At 69.0% G+C, this 14,135-nt stretch carries 12 protein-coding genes; 6 read left to right on the top strand and 6 right to left on the bottom strand.

Annotated features, from left to right (window positions below; translation table 11 throughout):
* Positions 1-8 precede the first annotated feature (8 nt).
* The 4 genes from AC1DEL_RS02165 to AC1DEL_RS02150 form a co-directional block, all read right to left on the bottom strand.
* On the bottom strand, positions 9-1,124 hold the full coding sequence (locus tag AC1DEL_RS02165) for an extracellular catalytic domain type 1 short-chain-length polyhydroxyalkanoate depolymerase (protein WP_092293533.1): 1,116 nt from the start codon (positions 1,122-1,124) through the stop codon (positions 9-11).
* A 101-nt stretch (positions 1,125-1,225) separates the two neighbouring features.
* Positions 1,226-1,975, bottom strand: coding sequence for a sulfite exporter TauE/SafE family protein (locus tag AC1DEL_RS02160; RefSeq protein ID WP_369823406.1), 750 nt, complete (start codon positions 1,973-1,975; stop codon positions 1,226-1,228).
* 12 nt (positions 1,976-1,987) lie between these two features.
* Entirely contained in the window at positions 1,988-2,362 is a 375-nt protein-coding gene (locus AC1DEL_RS02155; protein WP_092293536.1) for an antibiotic biosynthesis monooxygenase family protein, read from the bottom strand.
* 17 nt (positions 2,363-2,379) lie between these two features.
* Positions 2,380-3,513, bottom strand: a complete 1,134-nt coding sequence (locus tag AC1DEL_RS02150) for a cytochrome P450 (protein WP_477125026.1) — start codon at positions 3,511-3,513, stop codon at positions 2,380-2,382.
* A 267-nt stretch (positions 3,514-3,780) separates the two neighbouring features.
* Here AC1DEL_RS02150 and paoA point away from each other — a divergent pair, with 267 nt between their 5' ends.
* The 3 genes from paoA to paoC are packed head-to-tail and all read left to right on the top strand — an operon-like array spanning position 3,781 to position 7,614.
* A complete protein-coding gene (paoA, locus tag AC1DEL_RS02145) occupies positions 3,781-4,443 on the top strand; it encodes an aldehyde dehydrogenase iron-sulfur subunit PaoA (protein WP_092293538.1) in 663 nt (220 codons plus the stop codon).
* Positions 4,440-5,390: an FAD binding domain-containing protein gene (locus AC1DEL_RS02140; protein ID WP_092293539.1), complete on the top strand. Its 951-nt coding sequence runs from the start codon at positions 4,440-4,442 to the stop codon at positions 5,388-5,390. The genes paoA and AC1DEL_RS02140 overlap by 4 nt, the downstream gene beginning before the upstream one ends.
* A 16-nt stretch (positions 5,391-5,406) precedes the next feature.
* On the top strand, positions 5,407-7,614 hold the full coding sequence (gene paoC, locus AC1DEL_RS02135; protein WP_441644958.1) for an aldehyde oxidoreductase molybdenum-binding subunit PaoC: 2,208 nt from the start codon (positions 5,407-5,409) through the stop codon (positions 7,612-7,614).
* 30 nt (positions 7,615-7,644) lie between these two features.
* On the opposite strand, the gene AC1DEL_RS02130 is transcribed toward paoC, so the two are convergent.
* Positions 7,645-7,848 carry a hypothetical protein gene (locus AC1DEL_RS02130; RefSeq protein ID WP_255370771.1) on the bottom strand — a complete coding sequence of 68 codons (204 nt, stop codon included), beginning with the start codon at positions 7,846-7,848 and terminating at the stop codon, positions 7,645-7,647.
* 566 nt (positions 7,849-8,414) lie between these two features.
* Between AC1DEL_RS02130 and AC1DEL_RS02125 the strand changes: the two genes are divergently transcribed.
* The 3 genes from AC1DEL_RS02125 (at position 8,415) to AC1DEL_RS02115 (ending at position 13,198) form a co-directional block, all read left to right on the top strand.
* On the top strand, positions 8,415-11,387 hold the full coding sequence (locus tag AC1DEL_RS02125; RefSeq protein ID WP_477125027.1) for an autotransporter outer membrane beta-barrel domain-containing protein: 2,973 nt from the start codon (positions 8,415-8,417) through the stop codon (positions 11,385-11,387).
* Positions 11,388-11,530: 143 nt separating this feature from the next.
* Positions 11,531-12,472, top strand: coding sequence for a hypothetical protein (locus AC1DEL_RS02120; RefSeq protein ID WP_477125028.1), 942 nt, complete (start codon positions 11,531-11,533; stop codon positions 12,470-12,472).
* Positions 12,473-12,550: 78 nt separating this feature from the next.
* Positions 12,551-13,198, top strand: a complete 648-nt coding sequence (locus AC1DEL_RS02115) for a response regulator (protein WP_477113600.1) — start codon at positions 12,551-12,553, stop codon at positions 13,196-13,198.
* Here the strand turns inward: AC1DEL_RS02115 and AC1DEL_RS02110 are convergent.
* A complete protein-coding gene (locus tag AC1DEL_RS02110; RefSeq protein ID WP_092293549.1) occupies positions 13,195-14,094 on the bottom strand; it encodes a LysR family transcriptional regulator in 900 nt (299 codons plus the stop codon). The two genes, AC1DEL_RS02115 and AC1DEL_RS02110, sit on opposite strands and share 4 nt — an antisense overlap.
* Positions 14,095-14,135: the final 41 nt, after the last annotated feature.

Below are 14,135 nucleotides of genomic sequence, written 5' to 3'. Positions count from 1 at the left end.
TCACCCCATCAAGCCAGCCCGCGCCCGTTCACGGAGAAAAAGCGCAGGGCGATCTTCAGCGCATCCGGGCCGGTCGGGTCGGCGAAGGCCTGCCCCGGCGCGCCACCGCTCCAGGCGTGGCGCAGCCCCTCCACCTTGACCAGCCGCATAAAGGGCCGCACGCCGGCCTGCCAGTCGAAGACATCCACCGCACGCCGGGTGCCGCGCCGCACGCGCCGGGGCGGCATGGCCTTGGGGGCGGGCGCGCCGGGCGGCAGCAGCTCCAGCCACAGTGCAGCGGCCGACGTGGCGTTGTCGTAGGTGACCACGGTGTCGTCATCGCCGTGCAGCAGCAGCAGCGGGGGCGGTCGCCGGCCCGCCAGCGCCAGCCGGGCCGCCACGGCGTCCGGTACGCGCTCGCCGCGCATGGCTCGCGGGGCCTGGGCCGCGTTGACGGCGCTGTAGGGCACCGCGCCCGAGTGCGAACCCACGGCGGCAAAACGATCCGGATAGCGCAGGCCGAGCATCATCGCCATCGCCCCGCCCGCAGACAGCCCCAGCGTGCAGACCCGTTCGCCGATGATGGCGTAGCGCCGGCAGACATGGTCGATCATCGACATCAGCAGCGCCGCCTCGGATGCGCCCCGGGCGTCCGGCCGGAACCAGTTCCAGCAGCGCTGCGAGTTCGCCTGCACCGACTGCTCGGGCATCAGCACCACCCAGCGCGCATCGCGCGCCACGGTGGTCACGCGCGCGCAGGCGGCAAAGCTGGCGGCGTCCTGCCCGCAGCCGTGCAGCAACACCAGCAGCGGCGCAGGTCGCGCGGCGCTCACGCCTGGCGGCACGAAGATCCGGTAGCGCCGCTGGCCCAGCGCGCCCAGGCCAAGGGTGAAGCCCCAGACCCCCTCCTCCCAGACCCCGCCGCCCTTGCTGACCGGCGACGGCGCCGGCGTGACCACGCCGGTCAGCGCCCGGTGCGCAGCCTTGCCCACGGCGCGGCCCACGGCCTCGCTGACCGCACTGCTTTGTTGCTTGGCCGTCTTCAGCACGGAATTGGTCACCGTGCGTTGCAGGCGCCGGGCGCTACGCGCCGCCTGCTTGCCCAGCGTTGCCCACAGTTGGGTAGTACCCCTGCGCCGTGTCATGCCGCATCGCCCTTTCGTCGTCTGGTGCCGTGGCGGATGCCACGCTGCGATCCTGCACCAGTATCGGGGGCGATTGTGTCAGGTTTTCATGCCATGTCCGGTCAGACGATGCCGCGCAGGGCCAGATCCGCCCCCAGCAACAGCAATCCGCAGAAGAACAGGCGCCGGAAGCGCTCCGCGCTGATCCGGTGCCGCAGCCACTGGCCGAGGAACATCCCGCCCAGCGCGGGCACCAGCGCCAGCAGCGAGGCCCCGAGCACCGGCGTATGGAGCAGCGCGCCGCCCAGCGCCAGGCTCACCGCCAGCGCGATGGTCGAGACCGTGAACGACAGCCCCAGCGCCTGCACCATGCTCTCCTTGTCGAGGCCGAGCCCCTGCAGGTAAGGCACGGCGGGAATGACGAAGACCCCGGTCACGGCGGTGATCGCCCCCGTAACCAGCCCGGCCAGCGGCGCCATCCAGCGTTCCGCCCGGGGCGGCACGACCAGCCGCACGGCGGCGAGGCCCATCACGGCATAGACGATCAGCGCCACGCCGAGCGCGTTGGTGGCGTGGTCCATCATCCTGGCCGGCACCAGCGCGGCGCAAAGCCACGTGCCGGCGCAGATGGTGACCAGCATCGGCCACAGCCGCAGCAGCAGCTGACCGAAGCGCGGGCCGCTGAACAGCTGCACGACGTTGGTCACCATGGACGGCGCCACCAGCAGCGCGGCGGCCTGCACGGGCGGCATGACCAGCCCGAGCAGGCCCACCGCCACGGTCGGCAGGCCAAGGCCCACCACGCCCTTGACGAAGCCGGCCAGCAGGAAGGTCAGGCCGATAAACGCGAATTCAGGACCTACGTGGAACATCGACAAACTCCTTCACCGGGGGGCGGGCATGCCGGTGGGCACCTCGGCGTGGACCGCCCGGCTGTCCGCCGGCGCCTCGTCGCGCTCGTTCAGCCCGTAGTCGCGCAGCACCTGGGCCACGCGCAGCCGGTAGTTGGCGAACACGCCGCCGCGCCCGGCCGCCTGCGCCTGGCGGTGGTCTAGCGTGTTGCGCCATGCCATGACCGCCGCTTCGTCGCGGAAGAACGAGAGGGACAGCAGCTTGCCCGGCGTGGTCAGGCTCTGGAAGCGCTCCACCGAGATAAAGCCATCGATGGCCTCAAGCGTCGGCTTCAGGTGGGCGGCGATGTCGAGATAGGCGTCCTGGCGGCCCGGCGCGGGTTCGACTTCGAAAATCACGGCAATCATGGGGGCTCCTCTATTTATTAGTGGGATGGTGTGAACAGCGGAATGCGGGCGTTCACGGACGGACGATAGCGCAAGCCGGCCAGCAGGCGGCGCGGGTCGACATCGCGCTGGAGCAGGCTGTCGACGGTGGTTGCTGCTAGAAGACGCGCCAGCGCGTCGCCGGGGCAGCCGTGGCGGCCGGTGCCGAAGGTCCAGGGGCGGTCGGGGCGCGCCCCCGCCGGGTCGTGCGATGCGGCGGCCAGCAGCACCAGCACGGCATCGCCAGCCTTCAGGGATTCGCCGCAGAGCGTGGCGTCCGCCGCCAGGAAGCGGCGCGTGTTCTGCACCGGCGGATCGGTACAGGCGACGTCCGCGACAAGTTCGTCCAGATCGCCCGATGCTTCGCCCAACCGCCCCAGCCGCACCAGCGTATTCCCAACCAGCCCGGCCGTGGCCTCGCACGCCTGGATCATCAGGCCGATGGCGTTGGCCAGCAGCGTGGCGGGGTCGATATCGGCGTCGATAGCGGTGTCGATAGCGGCCTGCGACATCGCCGCGAGCAAGCCGCCGGGGGCGGCATGCTCCCCCGCCCAGCGCGTCAGCCATTGCGCGGCCACGGCGCCCGCCTCCACATCGGCGGGCCGGGCGAGCGGTGACATGGCCGCGGCGAACGTCGCCACGAAGCCAGCCACCCGCGTGGACACATGGCCGGCTTCGTCCCGCTCCAGCGGCAGCCCGAGCAGGTCCGCCACGCAGAGCACGGGCAGCGTGAACATCCAGCGATTGGCCTCGTGGGCGTCGTCCGCCTCCGCGCGCGGCAGGTGGGCGGCCAGCGCGCGGGCGCGGGTGCGGGCATCCGGAAGGTCGATGCCGGCCATCGCCCGCATGACCACGGCCTTGAGCGCCGCATGGGGCGCGCCGTCAGTCATGCGCACCAGCCGGCCGAACAGGGCGCCCGCCGGGGTGCCGGCCAGCGCGGGCGGCACCGGCTGGGCCACCGGGCGGACCCGGCAGTCGGGATGGGCGAGGACCTCGGCGGCCGCGTCGGCGCTGGCGGCCACCCACAGGCCCAGCCCGGCATCGTGGTGGAACGGCCGCGTGGCGGCCAGGTGCCGGTAGTACGGATAGGGGTCGGGATCGGTGACGGCGGCAATCGGATCGGCAACGTACATGGGGGCGGCTCCGTGGCGAATGGATGCAGTGTGCGTCACGCCGTGCCGCCGATGCTTCATGGCGACGTGAAACGTCGAATGCCGGCGGGCAGGCCGGGCGAGGGCGCAGGCGGGCGCGGGCGGGCTCGGGCATGTTTTGTGCGCCGCTCTGCCCGCACTGGCAGCCGCCCCGCTCGGCCGGCCCGCGCCGTGTAATAACTGCGCGCAACCGTCGCCACATTGCAATTTCTGGCGTCCCCGCCCACGGACGATAACAAGGACCCCCCCATGGAAGACTTCCGCGACCATCAGCCTCTCAAGCTATCGCGGCGCGAACTGCTCAAGGCGAGCGCGGTCACGGTGACCGCCGCCGCCGTGCCGGGCGCCGCCACCGGCCAGCCCGCCGCCGCGCCCTCCCCCGCCACCACGCGCCCGCCCATCTCCCACAAGGTGTCGCTGATCGTCAACGGCCAGCGGCGCGACCTCGACCTCGACACCCGCACCACGCTGCTGGACGCCCTGCGCGAACACCTGCACCTGACCGGCACCAAGAAAGGCTGCGACCACGGCCAGTGCGGCGCGTGCACGGTCATCGTCGATGGGCGCCGGCTGAACTCCTGCCTGACGCTCGCCGTGATGCACCACGAGGCCAAGATCACGACGATCGAGGGTCTGGGCACGCCCGAGCGCATGCATCCGATGCAGGTGGCCTTCGTGAAGCATGACGGCTACCAGTGCGGCTACTGCACGCCCGGCCAGATCTGTTCCGCCGTGGCCGTGCTCGACGAGATCCAGGCCGGCATCCCGAGCCACGTCAGCGCCGACCTCAACGCGCGCCCGCCCCTGAGCGCCGAGGAGATCCGCGAGCGGATGAGCGGCAACATCTGCCGCTGCGGCGCCTATTCCAACATCCTCGACGCCATCGGCGACGTCGCCGGGAGAAAAGCATGATCCCCTTTACCTACGAACGCGCCCAGTCGCCGGCGCAGGCCGCCGCGTCCGCCACGCGCATCCCGGGCAGCCGCTTCATCGCGGGCGGCACCAATCTGCTCGATCTGATGAAACTCGGCATCGAGACCCCGCTGCACCTGATCGACGTGAACGGCCTGGCGCTGGACAAGATCGAGGCCACCTCCCAGGGCGGGCTGCGCATCGGCGCGCTGGTCCGCAACACCGACCTCGCCGCCGACCCGCGCGTGCGGCGCGACTACGGCGTGCTGGCGCGCGCGCTGCTGGCCGGCGCCTCCGGGCAGCTGCGCAACCGCGCCACCACGGCGGGCAACCTGCTGCAACGCACGCGCTGCCCCTATTTCTACGATACCGACCAGCCCTGCAACAAGCGCGTGCCGGGCAGCGGCTGCGCGGCCATCGGCGGCGTGACGCGGCAGCATGCGGTCATCGGCGCCAGCAATGCGTGCATCGCCACGCATCCGAGCGACATGGCCGTGGCGATGCGCGTGCTCGACGCCTCGGTGGAGACTGTCAACCCGAAGGGCGCCGTGCGCGTCATCCCGATCCTCGATTTCCACAAGCTGCCGGGCAACACGCCGCATATCGAGACCGCGCTGGAGCCGGGCGAGCTGATCACCGCCGTGACGCTGCCCCCGCCCATCGGCGGCGCGCAGTTGTACCGGAAGGTGCGCGACCGGGCCTCGTACGCGTTCGCGCTGGTGTCCGTGGCCGCCATCGTGCAGCGCGACGGCACCGGCCGCGTGGCCGTGGGCGGCGTGGCGCACCGGCCGTGGCGCCTGGAAGCCGCCGAGACCGAGTTGCCGCGCGGCGCCCAGGCCGTGACCCAGCGCCTGTTCGCGGACGCCCGGCCCACCCACGACAACGCCTTCAAGGTGCCGCTGTTCCAGCGCACCCTCGCCGCCGTGCTGGCGCAGGCCCGCACCTGACCGGAGGAGACGGACGATGAAATTCGACACCCCCGCCACCACCAATCCGATCGACCAGCTTCGCGTGGTCGGCAAACCCACGGACCGTATCGACGGTCCCCACAAGGCCACCGGCACGGCGCCCTACGCCTACGAGCGGCACGACGTGGCGCGCAACCAGGCCTATGGCTATGTGCTGGGCGCCGGCATCGGACGCGGCCGCATCGTGTCGATGGACACCGCCACCGCGCGTCGCGCGCCCGGCGTGCTGGCCATCGTCACAGCCGCGAATGCCGGCAAGCTCGGCAAGGGCCAGCGCAATACCGCGAAGCTGCTCGGCGGCCCGGAGATCCAGCACTATCACCAGGCCGTGGCGCTGGTGGTAGCGGAGACCTTCGAGCAGGCCCGCGCGGCGGCGCAGATGATCCGCGTGCGCTATACCGCCGAGAAAGGCGCGTTCGACCTGGCCGCCGCGCGCGATACGGCCGTCGCGCCGAAGGGCGATGACTTTTCGGGCAAGCCGGAGACGGCCGTCGGCGACTTCGCCGGCAGCTTTGCGGCAGCGCCGGTGCAGCTGGACGCCACCTACACCACGCCCGACCAGTCGCACGCGATGATGGAGCCGCACGCCTCCATCGCCGCCTGGAACGGCGACAAGCTCACGTTGTGGACGGCCAACCAGATGATCGCCTGGGGCCGCGAAGACCTGGCGGCCACGCTCGGCATCCCCAAGGAGAACGTGCGCGTGATCTCGCCCTATATCGGCGGTGGCTTCGGCGGCAAGCTGTTCGTGCGGGCCGAGGCGCTGCTCGCGGCGCTGGGCGCGCGCGCGGCCAAGCGGCCCGTGAAGGTGGCGCTGACGCGGCCCCTGATGTTCAACAACACCACGCACCGGCCAGCGACGATCCAGCGCATCCGCATCGGCACCACGCGGGACGGCAAGATCACGGCCATCGCCCATGAAAGCTGGTCGGGCGACCTGCCCGGCGGCGGGCCCGAGACCGCCGTGCAGCAGACGCGCCTGCTCTACGCCGGCGCCAACCGGATGACCGCGCTGCGACTGGCCACGCTGGACCTGCCCGAAGGCAACGCCATGCGCGCGCCGGGCGAGGCGCCGGGCATGATGGCGCTGGAGATCGCCATCGACGAGATCGCCGAGAAGGCCGGCATCGACCCCGTGCAGTTCCGCATCCTCAACGACACGCAGGTCGATCCGGAGAAGCCGGCGCGGCCGTTCTCGCAGCGGCAGTTCGTCCAATGCCTGCGGCTGGGCGCCGAGCGCTTCGGCTGGCAGGCGCGCAATCCCAAACCCGGTGCGACCAAGGCGGGGCAATGGCTGGTCGGCATGGGCGTGGCGTCGGCCTTCCGGAACAACCTCGTCATGAAGTCCGGCGCGCGCGTGGGGGTGGACAAGGGCGGCCGGGTCATCGTGGAGACCGATATGACCGATATCGGCACGGGCAGCTATACGGTCATCGCCCAGACGGCGGCCGAGATGCTGGGCGTGCCGATCGAACAGGTGGTGGTGCGGCTGGGCGATTCGTCGTTCCCGGTGTCGGCGGGGTCCGGCGGGCAGTGGGGCGCCAACAGTTCGACGTCAGGCGTCTATGCCGCCTGCGTGAAGCTGCGCCAACTGCTGGCCGAGCGTGCCGGCCTGAGCGGCACGGACGCGGTGTTCGAGGGTGGCCAGATTCGCGCCGGGGGCCGCAGCGTGCCGCTGGCACAGGCGGCGGGGGACGGCGTGACCGCCGAGGACACCCTGGAATTCGGCGATCTCGACAAGAAGTACCAGCAATCGACCTTCGGCGCGCATTTCGTCGAGGTGGGCGTGGACATGGCAACCGCCGAGATCCGCGTGCGCCGCATGCTGGCCGTCTGCGCGGCGGGGCGGATCCTGAATCCGAAGTCGGCACGCAGCCAGGTGATCGGCGCCATGACGATGGGCGTGGGCGCCGCCTTGATGGAGGAACTTGCCATCGACAAGCGCGTGGGCTTTTTCGTCAATCACGACCTCGCCGGCTACGAGGTGCCCGTGCACGCCGATATTCCCCACCAGGACGTGATTTTCCTGGACGAGGTGGATCCCATTTCCTCGCCGATGAAAGCGAAGGGCGTGGGAGAACTCGGCATTTGCGGGGTGGGCGCGGCGGTGGCCAATGCCATCTACCACGCCACCGGCGTGCGGGTGCGCGACTACCCGATCACGCTGGACAAACTCCTGGCGGGGATGCCGGCGATGGCCTGATTCGTCGCCATATGCCCGTCCACCCGTCCGTCAGGCCTTGCGCGACGGACGGGCATTGCGCAGTGCCGAAGGCCGCACTTCCTGCAGCGATCGCAGCGAGCGCTGTGCGTCCTCCACCGCTTCGAGCCCCTCCCGCAGCCGCGTGCAGGCGTAGCCAAGGCGCGCCTGCACCTCGGTATCCAGTGAAGACAGACGCTCCAGGGCGTCCAGTTCCGTCTGCAAGTGGCCAATCATTCTTCGTAATTGCGCCGTGCTATGAGATGCGAGTGACTGGATGGCCATTCGTAATCCCCTGTGGCTAAGGATGCAAAATGAGAAGGGCAGTGCCCATCCTAATACCCTAGGGCGAGCCACCCAGAATTCCAGCGCTGTTACATATATGTTGGGAGCGCTCCCCGGGTAATCCGGCATTGCGCTGGGAGTGAGCAGCCCCTTTCGCTGTCAAGCCTGCTGGCTCTGTATTTCTTGCATGGTCGACCGGCACATGGATAATAAATGACAATCGCGAGATTGCGTTATGTCGATCGGGAAAATAAATATCAGACTCCGCAGGAAAATAAATCCCCCGCCCTGACATTAATCCACTTTCCCAACCCCTTCGCATCACATACACTGCCCTTCAAATCCACCCGATAATCCTCTGATAATCCAATATCACCCATTATCAAACATATTGGATTCAGTTTCCGATCCATGGGAAATTGCCGATGCCCGTTCCGTCCCGAGTTCGCATCGCTGTACTCCTGTTGTTCGCCACCGCCTTCCGGCCCCTTCATGCGACTGACCTGACGAGTTCGGAGGTGGGCTACAAACTGAGCCGCGCCGACAACCCGTTCGTCGTGGTACCCGGCGCGATCATCGACACGCGTGGGAACGGCGCCGTTGCCATCGACGCATCGGGCAGCTCCGGCTGGGCACTGACCAACAACGGCACCGTCTATGGCGGCTACAACGCGGTGCACCTCCCCCTGGGCACCTTGACCAACTTCGGCGTGCTGGCGAGCCCCGGCACCACCGCGGTGGCGATGTTCGCTGGCGGCACCGTGGTGAACCACGCCGGCGCGGTGATCGCCGGCAAGCTCGACGGCATCTACCTCGGGCAGTCCGGCAGCATCGTGATCAATGCCGGCGACATCGCCGGCGATGTGTTCGACTACTCCAGCACGCAGGCCGCCATCCATTTCGCCGAGAGCGGCACCGTGGTCAATCTGGCGACGGGCCGCATCGTCGGGCATGCGCACGGCATCCTGGCCACGCCTGCCCTCACCCTCGACAACGCCGGCTTGATTGCGTCGGACGAGGGCGCAGCCATCGACCTGCACTCGGGCCCCAGCGCGCCGGCCTCCATCGTCAACAGCGGCACGATCAACGGGCGCAGCGGCGTGGCCATCGCCTTCGGCCCGGCGGACGACCGGCTCGAGATCAGCGGCACCTCGCGGATCACCGGCGTCGTGGACGGTGGCGCGGCGGGCAGCGCCGGCAACATGCTGGTGCTCGGCGGCGCCGACGCTGGCAGCTTCGACCTCTCCGCGCTCGGCCCCGCCGCGCAGTATCGGAACTTCGGCGTCCTCCAGAAACAGGGCACCAGCATCTGGACACTGACGGGCGCGAACCTCGACGAGCAGGCGTGGCAGGTCGGCGGCGGCGGCTTCGTGGTGGCCGGGCAGCTCACCGGCAGCCTGACCGCCCAGCCCGGCGTCACCGGCCTCTATATAGAAGTGGCGAGGGGCGGAGTGCTCCAGTCGCCGACAACCAGCGCCATCACCCTCAACGGCGGGAGCCAGATCGTCAATGCCGGCACGATCACGGCCAGCGGCGCGGGCGTCCCGGCCATCCGGATTGGTGGCGCGGATGGTCCCGCCAGCGTGGTCAACCAGCCGGGGGCGACGATTGCCGGCAGCCAGGGGCCGGCCATCGTGGCGGGCGCCAACGTCGCCATCGTCAACGCGGGCACGCTGAGCGGCAGCGGCGTCGCCGTGCAGTTCACCGGGGCAAATAGCACGTTGACGCTCGATACCGGCAGCGCCTTATCGGGCGAACTCGACGGTGGCAACGGCGCCGGCAACGCCCTGATTCTGCAGGGCAGCGGCAGCCTGCCCGGCCGCGCCTATAGCTTCCCCAATTTTTATATGCGCGGCACGGACTGGTTGCTCGACGGCACCGCGGAGATCGGGACATCGGCCACGGTCGAGACCGGCACCCTGCGCGTGAACGGCACGCTCGCCAGCCCGGCCGTGGCGGTGTCGCCCGGCGCGGCGCTGGCCGGCACGGGCACGGTACAGGGCGCCGTCAGCGTGCAGGGCATCGTCGCGCCCGGGAACACCGTCTTGCCGACTACGCCGAGGGCGCCGCTGTCGGTCGGCACGCTGTCTGTCGTGGGCAGCTACAGCCACGCGGCCGGCGCCGTGTATCAGGTGGATGTCTCGCCCACCAGCAACGACCTGATCGACGTCACCGGCCGCGCCGCGCTGGCCGGCGGCATGGTGCAGGCCCGTCTGCGCGCGCTGTCGCTGCGTCCTGCCGATACGTACCGCATCCTGTCGGCCTCGGGCGGGCTGACCGGCACGTTCGCGGGCGTGACCACGCTCAATCCGTTCGCCACGCCGTCCCTGGCCTACGATGCCGGGAATGCCTACCTCGTGGTCGCACGCGGCTTCGCCCTGGCCGGCGGTACACCGAACGAGATCGCCGTGGAAACTGCCCTGGACCGCGACGCCTTCGCCGCAGGCACCAACAACGCGCCGAGCCGGGACTTCCTGTCGGTGGCGCTCGAACTGTTCAATCAGGAAGGTGCAGGAGCCTACGCGGCGATCGACCAGTTGAGCGCGGAAGCCTACGCCGCGCTGCCGAACGCCCACTACGCGGCGGCGCGGGCGGGCATGAACGCCATCGACACCCGGCTTGCGGACAACACCTGCACCGGCGCGGTACCGGCGGGGCGCTTCTGCGCATGGGCCACAGTGCTGGGCAACACCGGCCGCATCGGCGGGTATGACACGTGGCTGTCGCAGGACATCAACCTGGCGGGCGTCATGGCCGGGGTCGACTATCAATGGACGCCGGCGTTCACCGGCGGGATGGCATTCGGCTACCTCCACGGCAATACCTTCACCCACGGCCTGCCGGTGCACGGCCAGTTCGACAGCTATCAGGCCGTGCTCTATGGCCGCTACACGGCAGGCCGCTACTGGTTCCGGCAGGCACTGGGCTACGCGCGCAATATCGACGATATGCGTCGCGACATCACGTTCACCGAGGTGCCCCGTACGGCCACGGGCGGCGCGCACGGCAATCAGTTCTTCACCGCCCTGCGCACCGGCGTGGACCTGCCGCTGGCCCTGCCCGGCGTGCTGTCACCGTTTGCCGGCGCGGAGTTGCAGTCTGTGAAGTTGTCCGGCACGGTGGAATCCGGGGCGGACAGCGTCAACCTTGTGCTGCCTTCGCGCACGACGCATTCGGTCCGGTCGCTGCTCGGCACCGAGTGGCGCCATCTGTTCGACGGACCGGGCGGCGCGTGGCGTATCGACGCCGCGGCGGCCTGGGTCCACACCTTCGGCACGAACACGCTGGCCATCAACGCGCGCTACGCCGGCGCCCCCGCCACCGACTTCACGGTGCACGGCAGCGGCCAGAACCGCAATGCCGCTCAACTGCGGCTGGGCATGAGCGTCAGTCCCACGCCGCGTAGCCGATTGTCCATTCGCTACGACGGCGAACTCGGCACCCACGGCAGCACGCATGGCGGCGCGGTGGGCTTCTCCTATCACTGGTAGGTCCAGCGACTCGCAGATTATTCAAATCGATGTCGACGAAGGGGGTGGCCTGACAGCAGAGAGATTGCATTTTCAGGAAACAGCGATGGTGACATCACGGCTAAGCGGCTAACGTAGGCCAACGGTGTTCACACAGATCGCATATGCAAACAAATATTCCGCTGGAGGTTGAGACAGACCATCCGAGCCACCTCGGCACCCATCCCGCCGAGATGGAGGCTGCCCTGCTCAGGAATCGGTACTGCAAGACCATGGCCGAGTTCTTCGAAGCACCGGCCACCGTATCGCTATCGCGCGTGGCGCGGGCGATGTACCGACTGGGCCGGGTTCGCCAATGGCAGGCCATCAATGCCACCGCGCGCGGTGCGCCCGCGCCGAATACGGCCAGCCTGCGGTCCGGCGTGCTCGAAAGCCTGGCCGGCTCGCACGCCATGGTCGTGCACCGCAAGCACTGGTACGGCACCCACTATAACAAGACCGATCTGTCCGATCTGGCGCTCCAGGTGGCGATGCTGCTTGCGCTCGACTGGCGCGATCTGGCGGCGTTCGCGCTACGGGAATGGTTTGGCGAGCACTCCGAACTCGACAATCTCTACCAGCCCACGCTGAGCGGCGTCACCGGCATGATCATCCGGGTGGCCGGGCAGGCGCTCGATGTCGAGGTGCCCGGGGCCGCGTTCCGCCCCACGGAATCGCCGCTTGCCGATATGGCCTTGCACTGGCGCGACAACGAAACCGCGTTCGTGGAACTGGCGCTGCAACTGGCCGACCGCCATCTCGCGCAAAGCCACGGCCATTCGCCCACGGCACTCGCGGACTTCGACCAGCCCATCGAACAGGCCGTGCCGGTGGAACTGCTGATGCTGCTGCGCCTGCGCGGCTATGCCGCCACGCCGCGCTGGCTGGCCGTCCATCCGGCGCTGGCGCATCCGGCCGCGGTGCTGTGCACGGCGGCCTCCCCGGTGCCCTCGCAGCGCTGCGAACAGTTCGTCATGCAGATGGTCCGCCTCCTGCCCGAGTACCAGGCATTGTGCACGGCCCTCGCGGCGCAGCAGGCCAGCCTGCGCGCCAATCGTCCCCGATAGCTCTCCCCCTCACCCGCCGGCCGCCACGCGCCGGCGGGGCCTTGACCACGCCAGCATGACCTGTTCGGAGACAACGTTATGACCTTGATGGCCAATCGCATCGCCGTCGCAGACGACCACCCTCTCATCCTCAAGGCATTGCATGACTGCCTCGCCGCCACGCCTGGGTTCGAGGTGATCTGCGCATGCGCAAACGGCGGCGCGTTGATCCACGCGCTGGCCGATGCCGAAGTCGACATCATCGTGACAGACTTCGCCATGGGGCAGGCAGACCGCAGTGTCGACGGCTTCAACCTGCTGCGGCAGCTCATCGCGCGCCATCCCGACGCCCGCATCGTGGTGATCAGCGGCCAGATGAACCCGGGCATCGTGGCCCGTGCCATGCACCTCGGCGTGCGCGCGTTCGTCAGCAAGCAGGATGAACTCGACGAGGTGGTCCAGGCCTGCGTGCACGTGACCACCACGGACGAGTGCTTCTATTCCTCGACCATCCGCACGCTGCTGAACGCCTCCGGCGCCATGAAGAAGGCAGTCCACGACCTGACCCTGCGCGAGACGGAAGTGGTGCGCCTCTACGTCCAGGGCTTGCAGTTACAGGAGATCGCCACCCGGGTCGGGCGGTCGATCAGCACCGTCTCATCGCAGAAATCCACGGCCATGGACAAGCTCGGGGTCAAGAAGAACACCGACCTGATCCGCTACGCCTACGAACACGGTGTGATCTAGGCGCCGCGCCCTGCCGCGCGTTCCTGCAGGAACGCGATCAGCGTGGCCACGGCGCGCGTCTGGTAGCGCGCCGGCATGTAGAGCAGGTACATGGTGGTCCGGAGGAAAGATAAATCCTCCGGCGGCAGCGGCAGGCGCAGCAGCGCCCCCGTGGCGAGGTCCTGATCCACCATGTAGTGCGGCACCAGTCCCACCCCCAGCCCCTGGAGGATGGCATCGCGCAGGAAGAAGAAGTTCGCCGACATTAGCCTGGGCCGAATGTCGAGCTGCCGGCTTGCCGGGCCCGGCCTCCCCGCCGCGTGCAGCTTCTGGCCCGTCAGTTCCGAGGTGATCAGCGGCAGGTCCTTGAATTGCTCGAGGGTCTGCGGCATGCCGTAGGTGCGCACCAGATCCGGCGTCGCGCAGGCCACATATTCGACGTCGCCCAGGCTGCAGGCCACGGCGTTGGTGGGCGCGTCGCCCATCACGCGGACGGAGAAGTCCACCGCGCCCTTGATCAGGTCGTCGATGTCGTTGTCGAACACCACGTTCAGCGTGATGGCCGGATACAGGTTCATGAACGCGATGAACCACGCGGACATGGTGTGCTGGCCGAAGCCGCTCGGCACGCTGAGCCGGACCGTGCCGCTCAACCGCTTCCCCAGACTCTGGACCGACTCCTGCGCCGCCATTACTTCGTGGCGGATGGCCCGGGCATGCTCATACAACTGCCAGCCGAGTTCCGTCGGTTCCAGCTGCCGCGTGCTGCGTCGCAGCAATTCCGCGCCAATCTGCCGCTCGAAGTGGTTGAGGCGCTTGCTGACGTTGGCGCGGCTCATGCCGAGCTGCGCCGCGGCGCGGCTGAGATTGCCGGCCTCGATGATGTCCACGAGCAGGGACAGCCCGTTCAGGTCCATTGTCAACTTTCCGTAGTCATATGCGTTGCGGATTGGTAGCA

The organism is Cupriavidus sp. 10L43_2 (assembly GCF_056395265.1).
The sequence above is the reverse complement of the archived record's forward strand: the minus strand, read 5'-3'. Positions and strand labels throughout refer to the sequence as shown.

Excerpts from the sequence above, each read along its gene's own strand:
- AC1DEL_RS02120 (WP_477125028.1), top strand. The coding sequence starts at position 11,531 with ATGCAAACAAATATTCCGCTGGAGGTTGAGACAGACCATCCGAGCCAC.
- AC1DEL_RS02140 (WP_092293539.1), top strand. The coding sequence starts at position 4,440 with ATGATCCCCTTTACCTACGAACGCGCCCAGTCGCCGGCGCAGGCCGCC.
- AC1DEL_RS02150 (WP_477125026.1), bottom strand. The coding sequence starts at position 3,513 with ATGTACGTTGCCGATCCGATTGCCGCCGTCACCGATCCCGACCCCTAT.
- AC1DEL_RS02155 (WP_092293536.1), bottom strand. The coding sequence starts at position 2,362 with ATGATTGCCGTGATTTTCGAAGTCGAACCCGCGCCGGGCCGCCAGGAC.
- AC1DEL_RS02130 (WP_255370771.1), bottom strand. The coding sequence starts at position 7,848 with ATGATTGGCCACTTGCAGACGGAACTGGACGCCCTGGAGCGTCTGTCT.
- AC1DEL_RS02115 (WP_477113600.1), top strand. The coding sequence starts at position 12,551 with ATGACCTTGATGGCCAATCGCATCGCCGTCGCAGACGACCACCCTCTC.
- AC1DEL_RS02160 (WP_369823406.1), bottom strand. The coding sequence starts at position 1,975 with ATGTTCCACGTAGGTCCTGAATTCGCGTTTATCGGCCTGACCTTCCTG.
- AC1DEL_RS02165 (WP_092293533.1), bottom strand. The coding sequence starts at position 1,124 with ATGACACGGCGCAGGGGTACTACCCAACTGTGGGCAACGCTGGGCAAG.
- paoC (WP_441644958.1), top strand. The coding sequence starts at position 5,407 with ATGAAATTCGACACCCCCGCCACCACCAATCCGATCGACCAGCTTCGC.
- paoA (WP_092293538.1), top strand. The coding sequence starts at position 3,781 with ATGGAAGACTTCCGCGACCATCAGCCTCTCAAGCTATCGCGGCGCGAA.
- AC1DEL_RS02110 (WP_092293549.1), bottom strand. The coding sequence starts at position 14,094 with ATGGACCTGAACGGGCTGTCCCTGCTCGTGGACATCATCGAGGCCGGC.